This is a genomic window from Parageobacillus sp. NEAU-HV-2, from assembly GCF_059115485.1.
The window spans coordinates 62901-81332 of sequence record NZ_JBXUJJ010000002.1; the positions used below are offsets into that span (position 1 = coordinate 62901).

Below are 18432 nucleotides of genomic sequence, written 5' to 3' on the forward strand. Positions count from 1 at the left end.
TTTTATGATATTTTTACATCCGGTGAGGAAAATACCAATCGATGCTGATGTTGACCTATAAAAAGAGGAGTGAAATCCATGAACGTAACGATTTACGATGTGGCGCGGGAAGCAAACGTATCGATGGCGACGGTCTCCCGTGTCGTAAACGGAAACCCGAACGTAAAGCCATCCACAAGAAAAAAGGTATTGGAAGCGATCGAACGTTTAGGCTACCGTCCGAATGCGGTGGCACGCGGACTGGCTAGCAAAAAAACGACAACGGTCGGAGTGATTATTCCTGATATTTCTAGCATCTTTTTTGCTGAGCTGGCGCGCGGCATCGAAGACATTGCAACGATGTACAAATACAACATCATTTTAAGCAACTCCGATCAAAATAAGGAAAAAGAGCTGCATTTGCTTAATACGATGCTGGCTAAACAAGTCGATGGCATTTTATTTATGGGCGGAACGATTACGGAAGAGCATGTCAACGAATTTCAAAAATCGCCGGTGCCGATCGTGCTTGCGGCTACGATTGAACCAAACAACACGATTCCATCCGTGAACATCGATTATGAACAAGCTGCCTTTGAAGCGGTTGCTTATCTTGTCGAAAAAGGAAACAAGCGGGTTGCTTATGTGACAGGACCGACGGACGATCCGATTAACCAAAAGAAACTGGCAGGATACCGCCGCGCTTTAGAAACGCATGGAATAGCCTATGAAGAAGAGCTTGTAATTGAAGGCGATAATTCCTATGATTCCGGCATTGAAGCGTATGAAAAAATCGCCGAATTGGCAAAGAAGCCAACCGCCGTGTTCGCCGGAACCGATGAGATGGCGCTCGGCATTATCCATAGCGCGCAAGACCATGGTGTGAGCGTTCCGGATCAATTAGAGGTAGTTGGTTTTGATAATACGCGGCTGGCGACGATGGTGCGCCCGCGTCTAACGACGGTAGTGCAGCCGATGTATGATATCGGTGCAGTGGCGATGCGGTTATTGACCAAATATATGAATAAAGAACAGGTGGAAAACCATATTGTCGTCTTGCCGCATCGCATCGAATATCGTGAATCGACGAAATAACGAAAAGGGGCCCAACCAAATTGGTTAAGCCCCTTTCTTTATGTGGCTTGATTCGTTTTTTGCCGCTGACTGCGAATCGGGTACAGCGCTTTTTCGACCGTTTGTGCATTTTTTTCGGTAATTTCCGCTTTGCGCGGAATTGGTGGGTATAGCGATTCCGGGTCATCCCATGCTTGTGGCAATGGAACTGGTGAAAGCGTTTGCCATTTGTCAAGCCATGATGTTGGTAAGCTGCCGGAAATGTTTGATTGTTCCGTCATTTCCAGCCAAATAAGCGCCCATGCCCGCGGAACGACACGCCAAATATCATAACCGCCGCCGCCAACAGCAATCCAGCGCCCGTCGCAATATTCGTGGGCGATTTGATGAGCGAGCTTTGGAATCACGCGGTACGTTTTCATTGTTACGGATAAATGAGTAAGCGGATCGTAATAATGGGCGTCCGCGCCATTTTGTGTGAAAATGACATCGGGACGGAAAAAGTCGGCAATTTCCCGCAATGCTTGCGTATAGGCGTCAATCCAAGATTCATCTTCGGTAAATGCGTCAACAGGAATGTTAAACGAATATCCGTATCCTGCTCCGTGCCCACGCTCATTTACATTTCCTGTTCCTGGGAATAAGTAGCGTCCCGTTTCATGAATCGAAAATGTACATACGTTTGGATCGTCATAAAAAGCCCATTGTACGCCGTCTCCATGATGGGCATCGGTGTCAACATAAAGTACGCGCAGCCCATATTTTTCTTGGATGTATTTGATCGCGACAGCGCTGTCATTGTAAATGCAAAAGCCCGATGCTTTGCCGCGAAAGCCGTGGTGAAGCCCGCCACCAAGGCTTAGCGCATGCGTTGCTTTTCCCGTCAGCACATAATCGACCGCCGTTAAGGTGCTTCCGACTAATAGAGCGCTTGCTTCATGCATATTCGGAAAAATGGGGGTATCTTCTGTTCCAAGCCCGTAATTTAGGGCGATTGATTCAGGCAGCTCTCCTCTTCCCGCCGCTTTGACCGCTTCGATATAGGAACGGTCGTGGATTAAGGAAAGCTCTTCATCCGTTGCGATTCTAGGTGCCACAATTTGTTCATCTTCTAAAGCGTTCATCGCGCGCAACAAATCGTACGTAAGCTTGACCCGCAGCTGGTTAAACGGATGCTCGTCATGAAATTTATATTGGAGAAAATCGTCGCTGTAAACAAACACGCAGTCTTTTTTCATGATGAAACCCCCGGCAAGTTCGGCCATAATACGGTGTAGCCGGCATTTTTTAAATCGTTGATGATTCCGATCGGGTTCATTGTTTGCACGCGAAACACAAGGATTTTGTAATTTTCATCTTGATCGGGATATAAAAGAACGCTGGCGATATTGGTATGCCGGTTGGCAATAATCGCTGCTGCCTTGCTTAACATCCCGCTTTCATTGGGCACTTTAATTTCAATTTGCGAGCCCGGCTGATGCGCGCCCGTGAGCTGGATGAGCGTGTATAATAAATCGGTTTCCGTTACAATGCCGACCAGTTTGCGGTCTTTGACGATCGGCAGACAGCTGATTTTATGTTCGTAAAACAGCGCCGCCACTTCCTCGACAAAATCGAGCGGATGTCCGACGATAACGTCGGTTTTCATAATCGTACTGATCGGTTTTTGCAAATCTTCGAGGTGTTCATGGATATGAAAAATGGAAGGACTTGCATCACGGATGTCGCGATCGGTCACAATGCCGACAACATGGTTTTCGGCATCGACAATTGGAATATGACGAATACGGCGTTGCCGTACTAACTGCATCGCTTCGGCAATCGTATTAGTCGGTTGCAAAGTGATGACGGGCGTTTTCATAATTTGCTCGACAATCATTTTTCCTCTCCCCCTTTGTTGTCAAAAACATGATTTAATACATATGGCGGTTCATAAAGCGAAGACGATCGAATTTTTGGATCGACTCTTGATCGACTCGTTTGCCGATGCGGACCATCAAGCAGTTGGCCGGGTGGGAGCAAATTTCTGGGTCATCGGTAGCATACCAAACAAGTCCGCCAGCGTTCATCATTTTCTCCATTACTTTCCGGTATTCCCATACGTTTAGCCCTGTCCCCTTTAAGTCCCAATGCCAATAATATTCGGTAGTAATGATAATATAATCTTCCATAGCGTCATCCATCATCGCTACAATCAGTAAATTTTTTCCTACTCCATAACCGCGGAACTCCGGAATGACTTCAATCGCGCCGAGCTCAATTAAATTTTCCATGTTTCCCTCTGACCAACGTTCGAGCGGATCGGGGTACAGAAACGTCACATAGCCGACAATCGTGTGATGATGACGGGCGATAATGATTCTTCCTTCTGGAAGCTTCGCAATTTCAATAAGCGCTTTATGTTGCTGCTGCGGCTGGCGGAAGGATGTCAAATCATGATGGAACTCATAACTTGCTAGTTTCTCAGCCGATATCGGACCTTCAATAATCAGCGTCCCTTTCGGCGTTTTTAATTCTTTGGCATTATATGTTTTTTTATGTTCCATTCGGTCACCACCTGGATTTGGTCTTTCTTTTTCCATTATACATAAAAAAGCAATGGATAAATCGATGTCAAAAAAATTTCAAGGAAAAATAACACAAAAATATTTAAAAAATTGAGAATTTATTTATTGTGTACTATAATAGAATTGCAACCATTTACATAAGGGGGATAGGAGAATGAAAACAGAAGTGCTACCGGTCGTACAAGGGGATTATAATTTAAAAAGTTACGAGGACACATATAAACATTTTGATTGGAAAGAAGTAGAGAAAGAGTTTTCCTGGTTTGAAACCGGCAGAGTCAATATGGCGTATGAAGCGATTGACCGCCATGCGGAGTCGTTCCGCAAAAATAAAGTAGCGCTTTATTACCGCGATGCATCGAGAAACGAAAAATATACCTTTAAAGAAATGAAGGAAATGTCCAATAAAGTGGCCAACGTGCTGAAGCAAGTGGCGGAAATTGAAAAAGGAGACCGTGTATTTGTATTTATGCCGCGTTCTCCGGAATTGTACTTTGCCGTACTAGGAATCATTAAGACAGGCGCCATTGTCGGCCCGCTGTTTGAGGCATTTATGGAAGGAGCGGTGCGCGACCGCCTTGAAGATAGCGGGGCAAAGGCGATCGTCACGACGCCGGAGCTGTTGCCGCGCGTTCCAGTCAACGATCTTCCAGAATTAAAATATGTTTTCCTCGTCGGGGACAACATTGTTGAAGAAGGTCCATATATCGACTTGAAGAAGCGGATGAATGAGGCGAGCAAGCATTTTGACATTGAGTGGGTAGACCGCCAAGACGGTTTGATTTTGCATTATACTTCCGGCTCTACCGGAAAGCCAAAAGGAGTTTTGCACGTTCATAACGCGATGATTCAGCACTATCAAACGGCAAAATGGGTGCTGGATTTAAAAGAAGACGATATTTATTGGTGCACGGCGGACCCAGGCTGGGTGACAGGCACTTCTTACGGTATTTTCGGTCCATGGTTATGCGGAGCATCGAACGTGATTGTCGGCGGCCGTTTCAGCCCGGATGCTTGGTATCAGACAATTCAAGATTTCGGCGTGACAGTATGGTATAGTGCACCGACGGCGTTTCGCATGTTGATGGGTGCAGGGGATGAAATTGTTAAAAAATATGATTTAAGCTCTCTCCGCCACATTCTTAGCGTTGGCGAGCCGTTAAACCCAGAGGTGATTCGCTGGGGAATGAAAGTATTCGAGCGCCGCATTCATGATACGTGGTGGATGACAGAAACTGGCGCACATCTTATTTGCAACTACCCGTGCATGGAAATTAAGCCAGGTTCGATGGGCAAACCGATTCCTGGCGTCAAAGCAGCTATTATCGATGATCAAGGAAATGAACTGCCGCCATACCGGATGGGGAACTTGGCAATCAAAAAAGGCTGGCCGTCGATGATGAAAACGATTTGGAACAACCCGCAAAAATATGAATCGTATTTCATCGGCGACTGGTATGTTTCCGGCGACTCCGCCTATATGGACGAAGACGGTTACTTCTGGTTTCAAGGTCGTGTCGATGACGTTATTAATACGTCGGGGGAACGCGTCGGTCCGTTTGAAGTCGAAAGCAAGCTAGTCGAACACCCAGCGGTAGCGGAAGCAGGCGTCATCGGCAAGCCGGATCCAGTGCGCGGGGAAATTATTAAAGCGTTTATTTCGCTTCGGGAAGGATATGAACCATCAGAGGAATTGAAAGAAGACATTCGCCAGTTTGTCAAAAAAGGATTGGCAGCACACGCAGCACCGCGGGAAATTGAATTCCGTGACAAACTGCCAAAAACGCGAAGCGGGAAAATTATGCGCCGCGTCTTAAAAGCGTGGGAGCTTAATTTGCCGACAGGCGATTTGTCGACAATGGAAGACTAAGAAAAAAGCTGATCGGTTTCTTTTATTAAAAGTCAAAGGATTGGTTAGAATCCTTTATAACAATATCTATTTATTTAATGTCACACATTATAAAGGGTAAAAAAAGAAGGATAGGTGAGAAGAAAAAAATATATGCTCTATCTATCCTTTTTTGTACTACAAATGACCCCATTTACTACAACAACGAAATTTTATGTTGTTGAACTAAAGCACCCGTTAAATTAAGAAATTAATGTTAATTTAGATACTTGACTTTTAAGAATTCCTACCTTATAATTCATCAAAAATATTTACCAAATATACCAAATATTATATATTATAAAAGCTATGAAAAGGACACGAATCAATCTTTATTTTCTTACCAGAGAACAGGGTCATCGGCTGAAAGCCCTGAAGAAAAGAGATTGATTTACCACCTTGGAGCTATTATGGGGAAAGGATAAACCTGAGTATCCATAATCGGGAAAACCGTTATCTTTTTGAGCGTAATGTACACTTTCGTATGTTACGGAATTAGGGTGGAACCACGACCGCAATCGTCCCTTATTTTTGGGATGGGTGCGGTTTTTATTTTTAAATTGAAAAGTTAGGAGGAATAAAAATGTCGATTGAAATGGAAGCAGAAAGACGAAATCACCGAAAATTAGGTCAACAACTAGAGTTGTTTATGTCAATGGAGGAAGCTCCTGGAATGCCTTTTTTCTTACCAAAAGGAATGGTCATTCGAAATGAACTTGAAAATTTGTGGAAAAAAAAGCATCAAAAAGCTGGTTATCAAGAAATAAAAACACCCATTATGATGAAACAAGAGCTGTGGGAACAATCAGGTCATTGGCAACATTATCACGCAAATATGTATTTTTCAAATGTGGATGAACAAAATTACGCAATTAAACCAATGAATTGTCCAGGTGCTGTATTAATTTTTAATAGTAAGAGACGGAGTTATCGAGAACTTCCTATTCGTTTTGCGGAACTTGGCCTAGTTCATCGCCACGAACTTTCAGGATCTTTAAATGGGCTTTTACGGGTTCGCTCTTTTACTCAAGACGATGCACATTTGTTTGTTAGAGAAGACCAAATTGAATCTGAAATTGATAAAGTTTTGGATTTAATTGATGAGTTCTATTCGGAATTTGGTTTTAGTTATAAGATTGAACTTTCTACTCGCCCAGAAAATTTTATGGGTTCAGTTGAAATATGGGAAAAGGCAGAATTAGCTCTGGAATCAGTATTAAAGAAAAAAGGGTTACATTATCAAATAAATCAAGGTGATGGTGCTTTCTATGGTCCCAAGATTGATTTTCACATTCTAGATTCACTCGGACGAAGTTGGCAGTGTGGGACAGTTCAGCTTGATTTCCAAATGCCTGAAAAGTTTAACTGTAATTATATAGGCGAAGATAATAAACCTCATCGCCCGATTATTATTCATAGAGCTATTTATGGTTCTATCGAACGGTTTATGGCAATTTTAATTGAACATTTTGCAGGTGATTTCCCATTTTGGCTGTCTCCATTACAAGCAAAGATATTGCCTATTTCTGATTCTCATTTATCTTACGCCAACCAAGTTAAATTACAATTAGAATCTGCTGGATTTCGAGTTGAAATCGATGACAGAGTTGAGAAAATTGGATTAAAGATTAGAGAGGCTGAAATAAAAAAAGTTCCTTATATGATTATAATTGGTGATAAAGAGGTGGAAAAAGAGTCCTTAGCCATAAGAAAGCGTAAGGAAGGAAACCTTGGTGAAATGAATATTATAGAAGTGATTAAAAAATTCAAAGAGGACAACAAGCGTTAATAATTCGGAAGAGGGTGTCCCAAAAGTGTTTGCTAAGCGTTCGCTTTTCGGACACCCTCCTTTTTTCGCAAAAAAATAAGAAAACCGTTCCTCTTTTGGTATAATAGAGCCACCACAACTCACCGCAAAAGAAAGGAACGATTTTCTTATATACATTTATTATACACCACATCAACTCGTTCTTCCAATGGATATTGAAGTATTGATCCCCAAACACCATCTTTGTCGTATTGTGGATATGGCAGTGGAAAAAATGAGCCCCACTCTTTTTACTTCCCTCTAAGGAAAAAACAGTGAGAAAAAGCAGGAACAGAAGCGATTTTTCTCGACAAATATCCAATAATAACCAAAAATGAGAAAAAAGAAAGAAGAGGCTGGCTTCAAAAGGTCGATTCAGCGACCTTTTGAGTCAGCCTCTTTTTTCATGTTCTTCAGCCGTTTTTGCTTTTTCTTTAGCCACCAGTCAATGGTGTTGAAACCGCATTTGATGGCGCCGACTCTTTGCCGCTAATATCCACGGCTGTGACGTAATAGATGGCGCCAGGCTGCAGAGCGGCAAAGGACAGCGGTTTTCCAGCCTTGACGATCGCGGCAACTTGGGGCGGCGTGCCGTCTTGTCCAGCGCGATATACGCGATAGCCAATTACATCATGTTCCGGATGCGGCTGCCAAGTGATGGTGGTTCCATTTACTAGTTGGATAGCCGGCGGTGCCGGGATTTTTCCGTTTTCTTTGAGCTCATTAACCAACAGCACCCCATTCCATTCACTAGCGCTTGAACTATCCATTCCCCATTGTTCCAGTATTTTTTTGTTTAGCATCACTCCGCTCGAAACAAACTCACTTGGAGTTGTATCAAGAGCGGCATACCGTTTGCCGTTCACTTCGACGAAGCGTCCTTCGCTCAAATACTGTTCTTTCCCTTGCTTTGGCGTAAATTTTGTGTTGTATAAATCATATTTTACTAACCCTGCTTTTTGGCATAAATCCGATGGGATGAAACCTGAAACAGTACAATAGGCGCGCCGGACGATGCCACCGGGCATGTTGAAGCGCTTATTTGGCGCGATGAGCTGCGGCTTTACATCGTAAGCGGCATTCATTAATTGCGCCCATAAAAGCTGGGTCCGCTTGCTATAAGACAATCCTCTATAGGTGGACTGCAGCGGTGCAGGCGTATCGTATCCCATCCAGATGCCAAATGTCACGTTTGGGTTTGTCGCCACAAACCATGAGTCTTTATTATCTTGTCCTGTTCCCGTTTTTCCAGCCCAATCCGCTTGGAATTTTAAATAGGACTGGAGAGAAGATGCTGTACCGCCGCGAATGACATCTCTCATCATATCAATCATTAAATAGGACGTCTGCGGAGAAAAAACAGGAACAGGATTACTTTTATGTTCGTAAATAACTTTTCCATCTTTTGATACGATTTTCTCGATTAAATAAGCGTCGATAAACGTTCCGTAATTAGCAAAGGTGACATAGGCGTTGACATTTTCCTCGACGGTTACCCCTGTGAAAGTTCCTCCAATCGCTAAGGCGACATTGTTTTCTTCATTTTTTGCCACGCTGGTAATGCCCATTTTATGCAAATATTGTACTGGATGTTGGTTCATGATCTGCATATAGGTGCGGATCGCAGGGATATTATACGAATACTGCAGGGCACGCCGCGCCGAGACGAGACCGTGCGTTTTCCCATCCGCATTTTTTGGTGTATAACCATTAATGCTCAATGGCATATCTGGGATGACGGAGCCGGGCTGGACGATGCCCATCTCCATTGCTGGCGCGTATACAAGCAGTGGCTTCATCGTCGAACCGTTCGATCGATATGCTTGTGTGGCGTGATTAAGCTGCTCTCGTTTATAATCTCTGCCGCCGACAAAGCTAATGATTTTTCCAGTTTGATTTTCAATCAACATCGCACCGACTTCGACAGGTTCCCGCTTTGCAACCGTTTTGCCTGTCTGTTTATCTTTTACGTATTGAATGACGTCATCGCCGTAATAGCGGTAATCAGCCACTACTTTTTGCATGCGGTCGTAAATCGTTTTGTCGATTGTTGTGTAAATATTGTACCCGTTTTGGCGCAGCTGTTTTTCTGCCTTTGCCACATACTGTTTGTGAAGGGATGCATTTTGCCACAATTGCTCTTTTGTATAACCGTCTTGTTTGGCCAATATTTCGGCCATTACTTCTTTCGCACGTTTTTCGATTTCCATCGTCAGCCATGGATATTTTTCAAACGGCGACGGTTTTGGCGGTGCAAAATGTTTGGCAACATTGTATTGCAGCGCTTCTTCATATTGTTTTTCGGAAATATATCCCGCCTGCTTCATTCGTTTCAATACCGTCTTCATCCGGTGCAGAGCTGGTGATAAGTCTTTTTTCACTTGGCCATCGCTTGTAAACGGCGTATACACAAACGGGCTTTGTGGGAGGCCTGCCAAAAATGCCGCCTGGGCTAGATTTAAATTTTTGGCGTCTACGCCAAATACCCCTTGAGCCGCAGCCTGGATGCCGGCGATATTGCGCCCCGATGTGTTTCGGCCGAATGGGACGACATTTAAATAAGCTTCTAAAATTTCATTTTTACTAAAAAACTTTTCAAGGCGAAGGGCGAGCAATATTTCTTTTGCCTTTCGTTCAAATGACACTTCATTCGTTAATATTTGGTTTTTGACAAGCTGCTGCGTCAGCGTGCTTCCGCCTGTTTTTACTGACGAGTTCGTCGCTTCCTGAAACAGCGCGCGAATGATCGCTTTTGGAACAACCCCGTGATGTTCATAAAAGTATTCGTCTTCTGTTGCTGTAACCGCTTTAATCACATACGGTGAAACATCTTGTAATTTGACTTCTTCCCTTTCTAGATCAGAGCGGAAATTGCCGAGATAAACGTTATTGGCGAAGTAAATATGCGTCGTTTCTTCATAGTCGTAAATATCTTTTTTCATTTCCTCATAGGAAGGGATGGGCATGTCCTTTACTAAAGAAGCAAAATACCCAGCGCCAAGACCGACGGCAAAGCAAATGAGGCAAAGAATAAGAATGAGAAAAATAAGGAAAAGATTCCAAACGACTTCATATGTAATAAAAAAATAGCGCCATGCCTTCTCAAGGGAAAATGTTTGCTTTTTATGCTCCATGAGCATCCCCCTATACAACCAATCAATATAAATAAGTATACCATATTTATTGTTGGATATTGCGGCATTTTGTCATTTTTTCGCCCTTTGTATACGAGAAAAACTTGATTTGACAAACTAGACAAAGTTGTGGTAAAAAAATGTATAAGCAAAATGGCATAGGAGAAAGCGATGACAGGAACAAGTAGTGTTTATCTCCCTGTTTCAGAGAGCTAGTGGCCGGTGTGAACTAGCACATAGATAAACGCGAATTACCTCCTCGAGCAGCTTTTGTGAACGGCAGCAGCCAAGTAGCAAAAGACGGCGTGCGCCGTTATCCAAATGAGGTGAGAAAGCGTGAAGCTTTCTAAGTAGGGTGGTACCGCGATTGTCACTCGTCCCTTCGCTTTGGGGCGAGTTTTTTATTTTTATTAAAAAAGAGGTGGGGTAAAGATGGATTTACTGCAAGAGCTTGAGTGGCGCGGACTTATTAACCAAGTTACCGATGAGGAAGGGCTGCGCCAGCTGTTAAATGAGGAAAAAGTAACCTTATATTGTGGATTTGATCCAACGGCGGACAGTTTGCACATCGGGAGTTTATTACCGATTTTGACGCTGCGTCGCTTCCAGCTGGCGGGGCATCGGCCGATCGCGCTAGTAGGCGGAGCGACGGGATTAATCGGCGATCCGAGTGGAAAAAAAAGCGAACGCACTTTAAATCCAAAAGAAACGGTGCAACAGTGGAGCAATCGGATTAAAGAACAATTGTCAAGATTTTTAGATTTTGAAGCGCAAGACAATCCGGCGAAAATCGCCAACAACTATGACTGGATTGGCTCACTCGATGTGATTACTTTTTTGCGCGATGTTGGAAAGAACTTCGGGCTAAACTACATGCTGGCGAAAGAATCGGTGCAATCGCGCATCGAAACAGGCATTTCGTTCACCGAATTTAGCTATATGATTTTACAAGCTTTTGATTTTCTCAAATTATACCAAACGGAAAATTGTCGCTTGCAAATCGGCGGCAGCGACCAATGGGGAAATATTACGGCGGGATTGGAATTGATTCGCAAAACAGAAGGAGAAGCAAAAGCGTTCGGATTGACGATTCCGCTCGTGACGAAAGCCGACGGGACGAAATTTGGAAAAACGGAGAGCGGAACGATTTGGCTCGATAAAGAAAAAACATCCCCGTATGAGTTTTACCAATTTTGGATTAACACCGATGACCGCGATGTCATTAAATACTTAAAATACTTTACGTTCTTGTCGAAAGAAGAAATTGAAGAGTTAGAAAAACAATTGCAGGAAGCTCCAGAACAGCGGGCGGCGCAAAAAGCGTTGGCGGAAGAAATGACAAAACTAGTTCATGGCGAAGACGCCTTGAAGCAAGCGATTCGTATTTCGGAGGCGCTCTTTAGCGGCAGTGTGTCTGAATTGACCGCGGAGGAAATTGAACAAGGGTTTAAAGACGTCCCTTCTTTTGAATATGAAGGAGAGGAAGTTCCGCTAGTGGAACTCCTTGTCATGGCGAAAATCGTGCCATCGAAACGGCAGGCTCGGGAAGACATTGCCAATGGTGCGATTTATGTCAACGGCGAACGCGTGCAAGACATCAACGCTGTCATCACCAAAGAAAACCGCATCGAAGGGCGCTTTACGATCCTCCGTCGCGGAAAGAAAAAGTATTATTTAATCCGCTACAATTAAATCCTGGCATTGCCAGGATTTTTTTATGAAAAAATATCCCTTCAGAGAAATCTCTGAAGGGATATCGTTCATTAACGAGAGTAGAACTCAACGATCAATGCTTCGTTAATTTCCGCCGGCAATTCGGAACGTTCAGGTAAACGAGAATATGTGCCTTCTAGTTTGTCAGCATCCAATGTTAAATAATCTGGTACGAAGTTGTTTAATTCTAATGCTTCTTTAATAACTTGAAGGTTGCGCGATTTTTCGCGGACCGCAATCGTTTGGCCAGGTTTCACGCGATAAGATGGAATGTTTACACGGTTTCCGTCAACTAAAATATGACCGTGCGTTACAAGCTGACGAGCTTGGCGGCGAGTACGCGCAAAGCCTAAGCGGTAAACAAGGTTGTCTAAACGTGATTCTAAAAGAATCATAAAGTTTTCCCCGTGTTTACCAGGCATTTTGCCAGCTTCCTCAAACGTTTTACGGAATTGGCGTTCGTTTACGCCATACATATGACGAAGTTTTTGCTTTTCTTGCAATTGCAGACCATATTCAGAAAGCTTTCTGCGTTGACCTGGGCCATGTTGACCTGGCGGATAAGGGCGTTTTTGCAACTCTTTACCTGTGCCGCTTAACGAGATTCCAAGACGGCGGGAAATTTTCCATGTTGGACCTGTATAACGAGCCATTTATTGCTCCTCCTTTTGCTTTTATTCAGGTAAAATAAAAGCAGACGTGCGTCAACAATTATGGCCATTTTGTTTTCATGTATCCTCGCTCTAGCAGCTAAGAGTTACACGATACACCTCGATATTCGAGGAACAAAATGGAACCATAAAGGTGAGCACTAAGGCTGCTATATTTTACACAAAGGGTATTATATGATTTTTATAAGACAAAGTCAACATTTTATTTCCCTTATTTCGAGATAATATGCTATAATAAAAGATGTAATTTTTAGAAAAGTTTTGTTATCACTCCATTCTAGCTGGAATGAGAACGTCAGTCTAGGTGAAAAGGGCTATGAAACTGGAAGAAGAGAGAGTATATGAGGCCTTTAAGCAAAAATTTTTTCATTGGTTTTTATCGTATGAGGGTTATGATAATTTTTCCAACGTGATGAAAGAGTTGCTGTTGTTGCTGAAACGGGAGCTTATGGCGGAGCAAGTCTCTTTTTTTATGTTTGATCCTTTAAGCAAAACATTTTATCCGGAAGCAATGACAGAGCTGGAAACAAGCCGCTCTCCTTTCGTTCCCTCTGACTTGCCGGTTGATATAGAGGCGGTCGCCGATGATGAACAACGAGCGATTCAAATTTGTCGGGATGGAGAATATACCACCGCGCGCATTTTTCTTCACCTTTCGGAAGAAACAATCGGAATGTTGCAATTTATGTATCCTCGCCACTTAACGATAGGTGAGCAACTGTTAAAGAAAATCAGGGAAGATTTTTCTTTGCTGTTCCAAAAACTTCGCATCATCTCCCAAGGACTTAGTGATGAAAAGCGCTATGAACAGCTGCATCGATTTGCGGCAAAAATTCATTCTTCGATGCAAATTGATGACGTATTAGAAGAAATTGTTAATACGCTTAAACAAGTATATCCATCATTTACATACCATTTGCTTTTGTCGCACGATAATCAGCACTGCGGTTATTTGCCGATCAAAACGCTTGTATTTGATGAAAGCGCGGAAAATATGGCGGCATTGCAAGCATTTTTGACAGGGAGAATTCAGCTTGAAGACTCTATTTCGTTGCGTCGTTCCATTTTATATGCACCAATTAAAGGGGTGCAAGGTGTTTACGGTGTGATTCAAATTATTGCTCCTTATATTATGAAATTTCCGAGAAGAGAAATTAATTTTATTTCGTTGTTGGCGAATACAGCCGGGAGCGCTCTCGAAAATGCCAAGCTGTATGAACAGTCACGCCGTCTTGTTGCTGATTTGCAACTGATTAACGAATCGATGCGCCAGCTTAATACCAATTTGCGTCTGCAAGATGCAATTGAATTTATGGTAAAGCAAATTAAGCAATCTTTTTGCGCCGATGAAGTCGGTTTTTTCTTATTTGAGGAAAAAAAGCGGAGACTGCTGCCTGGAAGCACTCCATTTTTCCAATCCCGGCAAGCGAAAAAGTATGTGGAATTTGTCGATAAGAAACTGAAAACGGGAAGGGATATTGTTTTTGTTGGGGATGCGGACATTCAAGCTTCTCCCGCTGTTCCTGTTTATCGCTCTTTAATGGCTGTTCCGATGTTGCAAAATGGGGAGACGAAAGGGATTTGTATTGTGTTGCATCATAAACCGTACCATTTTACATTTGAAATGTTTAAATTGCTGCAGTCCCTTATCCAACATTCTACCCTTGCATTTACCAATGCGATCTTAAGAGAAGAGCTAGAAAGGCTGGTGGTCACCGATTATTTGACGAAGTTATATACACGGCGGTACTTGGATGAACAACTTCAAAAATCGATGTGCCATGATGCATTTGGGACGTTTATTTTAGTGGATATTGACAATTTTAAACAAATTAATGACACATACGGGCATCAGGCAGGCGATAAGGTGCTCGTGCAAGTGGCGAATATTATTCGTGCTAATATTCGCGTTAGTGACATCGGCGCCCGCTGGGGCGGGGAGGAGCTTGCCGTTTATTTGCCGAAAGTGTCATTGGCTGCCGGCATTTCCGTCGCCCATCGTCTTGCTGAAAAGGTAAGGACGGAGACCCATCCTCCCGTAACGATTTCGTGCGGTATTTCTTATTGGAAAAAAAATCGTCTGGAAGAAGCAAACGATTTATTTAAACGAGCGGATGAGGCGCTTTATATGGCGAAAAGGACAGGAAAAAACTGCATTTTTGTCAAGGATTACGTGCATCAATATAAAGTGTAGAAAGGAATCCGCAGTGACGGATTCCTTTCTTCTCGCCTGCTATTTCTTAACTTATAGGGTGGAAATAATCACTTCAACGAACTTTTCTAAATATTGTTGATCGATTTCGTCAAAGCGGTTTTTGATCGGGCTGTCAATATCAAGAACGCCGATGACGTTTCCATCCTTTATCATTGGTACGACGATCTCTGACTGCGATGCGGCGTCGCACGCGATATGCCCCGGAAAAAGGTGAACATCCGGAACAATGATCGTTTTTTTGCTTTTGGCAGCAGTGCCGCATACGCCTTTGCCGAACGGAATGCGCACGCAGGCGGGGAGTCCTTGGAACGGTCCTAACACAAGCTCGTCGCCTTCGGTTAAATAAAAGCCGACCCAATTAATTTCTTGCAAAAAATGATTTAATAAGGCCGCAGCGTTGGCCAAATTGGCGATAAAGTTTGTTTCTCCGTCGATTAATGAACGCAGTTGCTGAATAACAAGCTCATAATTTTCTTCTCGTGTTCCATTGTAAGCAGTAACGTGAAACAATGTTATTCCGCCTCCCTTATTAATATGGAGTTAATTTTATGGTCATGATGAAAACTTGTCAAACGAAAACGCCTCTTTGATCATTTCGTCCACGCCCTGATGCAAATCATCCGCACGGTGCGCGTCTGAACCATAAATGATGCGGATGTTTCGCTTCATCGCTTCGCGAATAAGTTCATTTGGTGGATAAGGCTGCAAACAGAGCGGCTTGGTGACTCCTGCTCCGTTGTAGTCGATTTCATAGCCGCATCCTTTTATTTCATCGAGAATCTGCAGCACGAGTCCGTCCATCGAAACGGGGCACGGAAACTGTCTTTGGAACTTGTGGACGAGCGTAAGATGGCCAATGCGTTTCGGCTTATATGGGCCAAGATTGGCGCGGATGGATTGTAGAACCGTATGGTAATATGTTTTATATACGTTGCCGATGGTGCCAAATAACTGAACAATATCGCCAAACATTTCCGGACTGTAATCGATGCAAACATACTGACCTTTACAGTAGAGGAAATGGACAGATAAAATGCTGTCATCTAAGAAAGGACCGACTTCTTCTAGAAATCGTGCTGTTTTTTCTTCAAAACCAGGAATAAAATCGACTTCGAGTCCGGTATGGATGATAATGTCATTTCGATAACGCGCTTTTACATCTGCAAGTGCTGCTAAATAATGATCGAGCTGTTCGCGGGGCATGGCGCTATCTTGATATGGCGTCGGATCGCTAAATCCTTCTGGGAGCGGTGCATGTTCGGTAAAGGAAATTTCCTTGTAGCCAAGCGCAATGGCCCTTTCCACATAGCGTTCTAGTGGATCGCTGCTTCCATGCGGGCAAAATGGGGTATGAATGTGTCCGTCGCGCACAACAGTTCCCTCCTAAATTGGATGATAGAAAGAAAAATGAAGATTTCTGTAAAAAAAATAAAAATTTTGGTCAAAAAATGTCGATAACATGGTATCATAAAAACATTGAAAAAACATTATGTAAATATGTTTGCCTTCTCGATTCACCTCATTTTCGTTTATGAGTAACTCGAGTGCAAGGAGGCTACTGGTTGATGGAAATAGCAGTTGTCGTTTTGCTCCTTCTTGCGGGAGCAATGATATATAACCATATGTACCGAAAAAAAATGTATCGCGAAATTGACCGCTTGGAAGCATGGAAAATAGCGCTGATGAATCGGCCGGTGACCGATGAGCTTTCGAAAGTGAAGCAGCTGAATATGACAGGAGAAACAGAGCGGTTATTTGAACAGTGGCGGCAAAAATGGGATGATATTGTCGCTGTCCAACTGCCGGATGTGGAAGAGAAATTATTCGATGCGGAGACACTGCTTGATAGATACCGCTATACGAAGGCGAAAGCATTGTTGTGTGACGTCGATCAATGGTTGCGTCAGATCGAAGAAGAAGTGCAATTAATGATTCATGAAGTACATGAATTAATTGGCAGTGAAGAACAAAACCGCGTTGAAATAGAAGAGTTGCGCACGATGTATCGGGAGGCGAAGAAAACGCTGCTAGCGTACCGGTACATGTTTGGCGTTGCGGCGGCAAAGCTCGATGAAAAATTGGAAGAAGCGGAGACTTTATTTAAAAAATTTGAAGAACTAACCGCGACGGGAAACTATTTAGCCGCAAGGGAAGTAGTTCTTTCCTTAAAAAAAGAGCTAAGCGAAATTACAGTGATGATGAACGATATTCCTGAATTGTTGACAGAGTGCCAAACGACGATTCCAGCACAGTTGGAGGAGCTTTTCGATGGATATAAGGAAATGGAGCAAGGAGGCTATATTCTTGACCATTTACAAATGGAGAAAGAAATCAAAGAGAAGAGGGAAAAAATCGAACAATGTGTACAAATGATCCGCGATTTGCAGATTGAAGAAGCAAAACAAGGAATTGCCGAATTAAAAGAAGAAATCGATACTCTATATGATTTGTTGGAAAAAGAAGTGCTTTCCCATCAATATATAAAGACAGAAGTGCCCCGTATCGAAGAAATGTTACATATGCTGAATGAAGAGGCGAAAGAAACAAGTGAAGAAACTCTCTTTGTGCAGCAAAGCTACCGTTTACCTGCAAAAGATATGGAAAAATATCGCAGCATTGAAAAGCAAATACACCAGTTAAGAAAGCGGTTTGACATCATTCAGACCCGGATTTTCGAAGCGAAAACGGCTTATTCGCTTTTAAAAGAAGAACTGGAACAGCTTGTAGCACAAATAGAAATCATGAAAGAGGAGCATGAACAGTTTCGCGAAACGCTGCAAACGTTGCGCAAGGATGAGCTGGTTGCCCGCGAAAAATTAGAGGAGATGAAGAAAAAATTGTCCGAGGCGCTGCGGCTCGTGCAAAAAAGCCGGTTGCCAGGGCTTCCGGAATCGTATACGCTACAGTTGTCCGAGGCAAAAGACTATTTGACGAAAGTGGCGTTGCGGCTTGAAGAGAAACCGCTCAATATGCCTGCTGTCAACGAAGCACTCGAAGAGGCAAAAACAACCGTTCAGCGCCTATACGAACGGACGGAGGTAATGATTGAGCAAGCCTCGCTTGTGGAAAAAGTGATTCAGTACGGAAACCGCTATCGCCGTCGTTACCCGACTGTGAAAGAAGGATTGGAGGAAGCAGAATTTTTATTTCGTCATTACGATTATGAGCAGGCGCTAGAGCAAGCGGTAGCCACTTTAGAAAAGGTGGAGCCTGGCGCGTTTCAACGCGTTCAGCAAATGTTTCAGGAAGAACGCTCGAGCGAGAAATAGTAAAATGAACCGATGAATATCGCTGGATGCAAGTAGATATTTATCGGTTTTTTTGTGAATAATGTAAGTAAAATACATTTTGGTTGATGTTTTATTACTTTTTTCTTTATTATAT

General features: G+C 43.2%; 13 protein-coding genes and 2 other annotated features. Of the genes, 6 read left to right on the forward strand and 7 right to left on the reverse strand.

Going from position 1 to position 18432, the window contains the following annotated elements; genetic code table 11:
• Nucleotides 1-78 precede the first annotated feature (78 nt).
• Nucleotides 79-1074, forward strand: coding sequence for a catabolite control protein A (gene ccpA, locus AC1WMD_RS03860; protein WP_043905800.1), 996 nt, complete (start codon nucleotides 79-81; stop codon nucleotides 1072-1074).
• A 38-nt stretch (nucleotides 1075-1112) separates the two neighbouring features.
• On the opposite strand, the gene AC1WMD_RS03865 is transcribed toward ccpA, so the two are convergent.
• From AC1WMD_RS03865 to AC1WMD_RS03875, 3 genes are read right to left on the reverse strand one after another with little or no spacing between them, the layout of a single operon-like run.
• On the reverse strand, nucleotides 1113-2291 hold the full coding sequence (locus tag AC1WMD_RS03865; RefSeq protein WP_043905799.1) for an acetoin utilization protein AcuC: 1179 nt from the start codon (nucleotides 2289-2291) through the stop codon (nucleotides 1113-1115).
• Nucleotides 2288-2932: an acetoin utilization AcuB family protein gene (locus tag AC1WMD_RS03870; RefSeq protein WP_043905798.1), complete on the reverse strand. Its 645-nt coding sequence runs from the start codon at nucleotides 2930-2932 to the stop codon at nucleotides 2288-2290. Before AC1WMD_RS03870 ends, AC1WMD_RS03865 begins: the two co-directional genes overlap by 4 nt.
• A gap of 34 nt (nucleotides 2933-2966) precedes the next feature.
• Nucleotides 2967-3599, reverse strand: coding sequence for a GNAT family N-acetyltransferase (locus tag AC1WMD_RS03875; protein ID WP_043905797.1), 633 nt, complete (start codon nucleotides 3597-3599; stop codon nucleotides 2967-2969).
• A gap of 175 nt (nucleotides 3600-3774) precedes the next feature.
• Between AC1WMD_RS03875 and acsA the strand changes: the two genes are divergently transcribed.
• The gene (acsA, locus tag AC1WMD_RS03880; protein WP_043905796.1) at nucleotides 3775-5490 is read left to right on the forward strand and encodes an acetate--CoA ligase; all 1716 of its coding nucleotides are present in this window, start codon (nucleotides 3775-3777) and stop codon (nucleotides 5488-5490) included.
• A 318-nt stretch (nucleotides 5491-5808) separates the two neighbouring features.
• Nucleotides 5809-6037: a binding site (T-box leader), on the forward strand.
• A gap of 54 nt (nucleotides 6038-6091) precedes the next feature.
• A complete protein-coding gene (thrS, locus tag AC1WMD_RS03885; RefSeq protein ID WP_494256024.1) occupies nucleotides 6092-7297 on the forward strand; it encodes a threonine--tRNA ligase in 1206 nt (401 codons plus the stop codon).
• Between the two features lie 452 nt (nucleotides 7298-7749).
• On the opposite strand, the gene AC1WMD_RS03890 is transcribed toward thrS, so the two are convergent.
• Nucleotides 7750-10449: a transglycosylase domain-containing protein gene (locus tag AC1WMD_RS03890; RefSeq protein ID WP_494256026.1), complete on the reverse strand. Its 2700-nt coding sequence runs from the start codon at nucleotides 10447-10449 to the stop codon at nucleotides 7750-7752.
• Nucleotides 10450-10611: 162 nt separating this feature from the next.
• Nucleotides 10612-10834 (forward strand) — a binding site (T-box leader).
• Between the two features lie 47 nt (nucleotides 10835-10881).
• Here AC1WMD_RS03890 and tyrS point away from each other — a divergent pair.
• Nucleotides 10882-12141 carry a tyrosine--tRNA ligase gene (gene tyrS, locus AC1WMD_RS03895; RefSeq protein ID WP_494256028.1) on the forward strand — a complete coding sequence of 420 codons (1260 nt, stop codon included), beginning with the start codon at nucleotides 10882-10884 and terminating at the stop codon, nucleotides 12139-12141.
• A gap of 71 nt (nucleotides 12142-12212) precedes the next feature.
• On the opposite strand, the gene rpsD is transcribed toward tyrS, so the two are convergent.
• Nucleotides 12213-12815: a 30S ribosomal protein S4 gene (gene rpsD / locus AC1WMD_RS03900; RefSeq protein WP_043905792.1), complete on the reverse strand. Its 603-nt coding sequence runs from the start codon at nucleotides 12813-12815 to the stop codon at nucleotides 12213-12215.
• Between the two features lie 334 nt (nucleotides 12816-13149).
• On the opposite strand from rpsD, the gene AC1WMD_RS03905 reads away from it, so the two are divergent.
• Complete coding sequence (locus tag AC1WMD_RS03905; protein ID WP_494256030.1) at nucleotides 13150-15027, forward strand: sensor domain-containing diguanylate cyclase; 1878 nt, start codon at nucleotides 13150-13152, stop codon at nucleotides 15025-15027.
• Between the two features lie 51 nt (nucleotides 15028-15078).
• On the opposite strand, the gene msrC is transcribed toward AC1WMD_RS03905, so the two are convergent.
• Nucleotides 15079-15558 (reverse strand): free L-methionine (R)-S-oxide reductase MsrC, encoded by a 480-nt coding sequence (msrC, locus tag AC1WMD_RS03910; protein ID WP_043905790.1) that lies wholly within the window; start codon nucleotides 15556-15558, stop codon nucleotides 15079-15081.
• A gap of 42 nt (nucleotides 15559-15600) precedes the next feature.
• Nucleotides 15601-16419, reverse strand: coding sequence for a histidinol-phosphatase HisJ (hisJ, locus tag AC1WMD_RS03915; RefSeq protein ID WP_043905789.1), 819 nt, complete (start codon nucleotides 16417-16419; stop codon nucleotides 15601-15603).
• A gap of 194 nt (nucleotides 16420-16613) precedes the next feature.
• Between hisJ and ezrA the strand changes: the two genes are divergently transcribed.
• Nucleotides 16614-18317 carry a septation ring formation regulator EzrA gene (ezrA, locus tag AC1WMD_RS03920; RefSeq protein ID WP_043905788.1) on the forward strand — a complete coding sequence of 568 codons (1704 nt, stop codon included), beginning with the start codon at nucleotides 16614-16616 and terminating at the stop codon, nucleotides 18315-18317.
• Nucleotides 18318-18432: the final 115 nt, after the last annotated feature.

Coding starts and splice junctions, on each gene's coding strand:
- AC1WMD_RS03875 (WP_043905797.1), bottom strand. CDS start 3,599: ATGGAACATAAAAAAACATATAATGCCAAAGAATTAAAAACGCCGAAA.
- AC1WMD_RS03890 (WP_494256026.1), bottom strand. CDS start 10,449: ATGGAGCATAAAAAGCAAACATTTTCCCTTGAGAAGGCATGGCGCTAT.
- ezrA (WP_043905788.1), top strand. CDS start 16,614: ATGGAAATAGCAGTTGTCGTTTTGCTCCTTCTTGCGGGAGCAATGATA.
- rpsD (WP_043905792.1), bottom strand. CDS start 12,815: ATGGCTCGTTATACAGGTCCAACATGGAAAATTTCCCGCCGTCTTGGA.
- tyrS (WP_494256028.1), top strand. CDS start 10,882: ATGGATTTACTGCAAGAGCTTGAGTGGCGCGGACTTATTAACCAAGTT.
- AC1WMD_RS03870 (WP_043905798.1), bottom strand. CDS start 2,932: ATGATTGTCGAGCAAATTATGAAAACGCCCGTCATCACTTTGCAACCG.
- acsA (WP_043905796.1), top strand. CDS start 3,775: ATGAAAACAGAAGTGCTACCGGTCGTACAAGGGGATTATAATTTAAAA.
- AC1WMD_RS03865 (WP_043905799.1), bottom strand. CDS start 2,291: ATGAAAAAAGACTGCGTGTTTGTTTACAGCGACGATTTTCTCCAATAT.
- ccpA (WP_043905800.1), top strand. CDS start 79: ATGAACGTAACGATTTACGATGTGGCGCGGGAAGCAAACGTATCGATG.
- AC1WMD_RS03905 (WP_494256030.1), top strand. CDS start 13,150: ATGAAACTGGAAGAAGAGAGAGTATATGAGGCCTTTAAGCAAAAATTT.
- thrS (WP_494256024.1), top strand. CDS start 6,092: ATGTCGATTGAAATGGAAGCAGAAAGACGAAATCACCGAAAATTAGGT.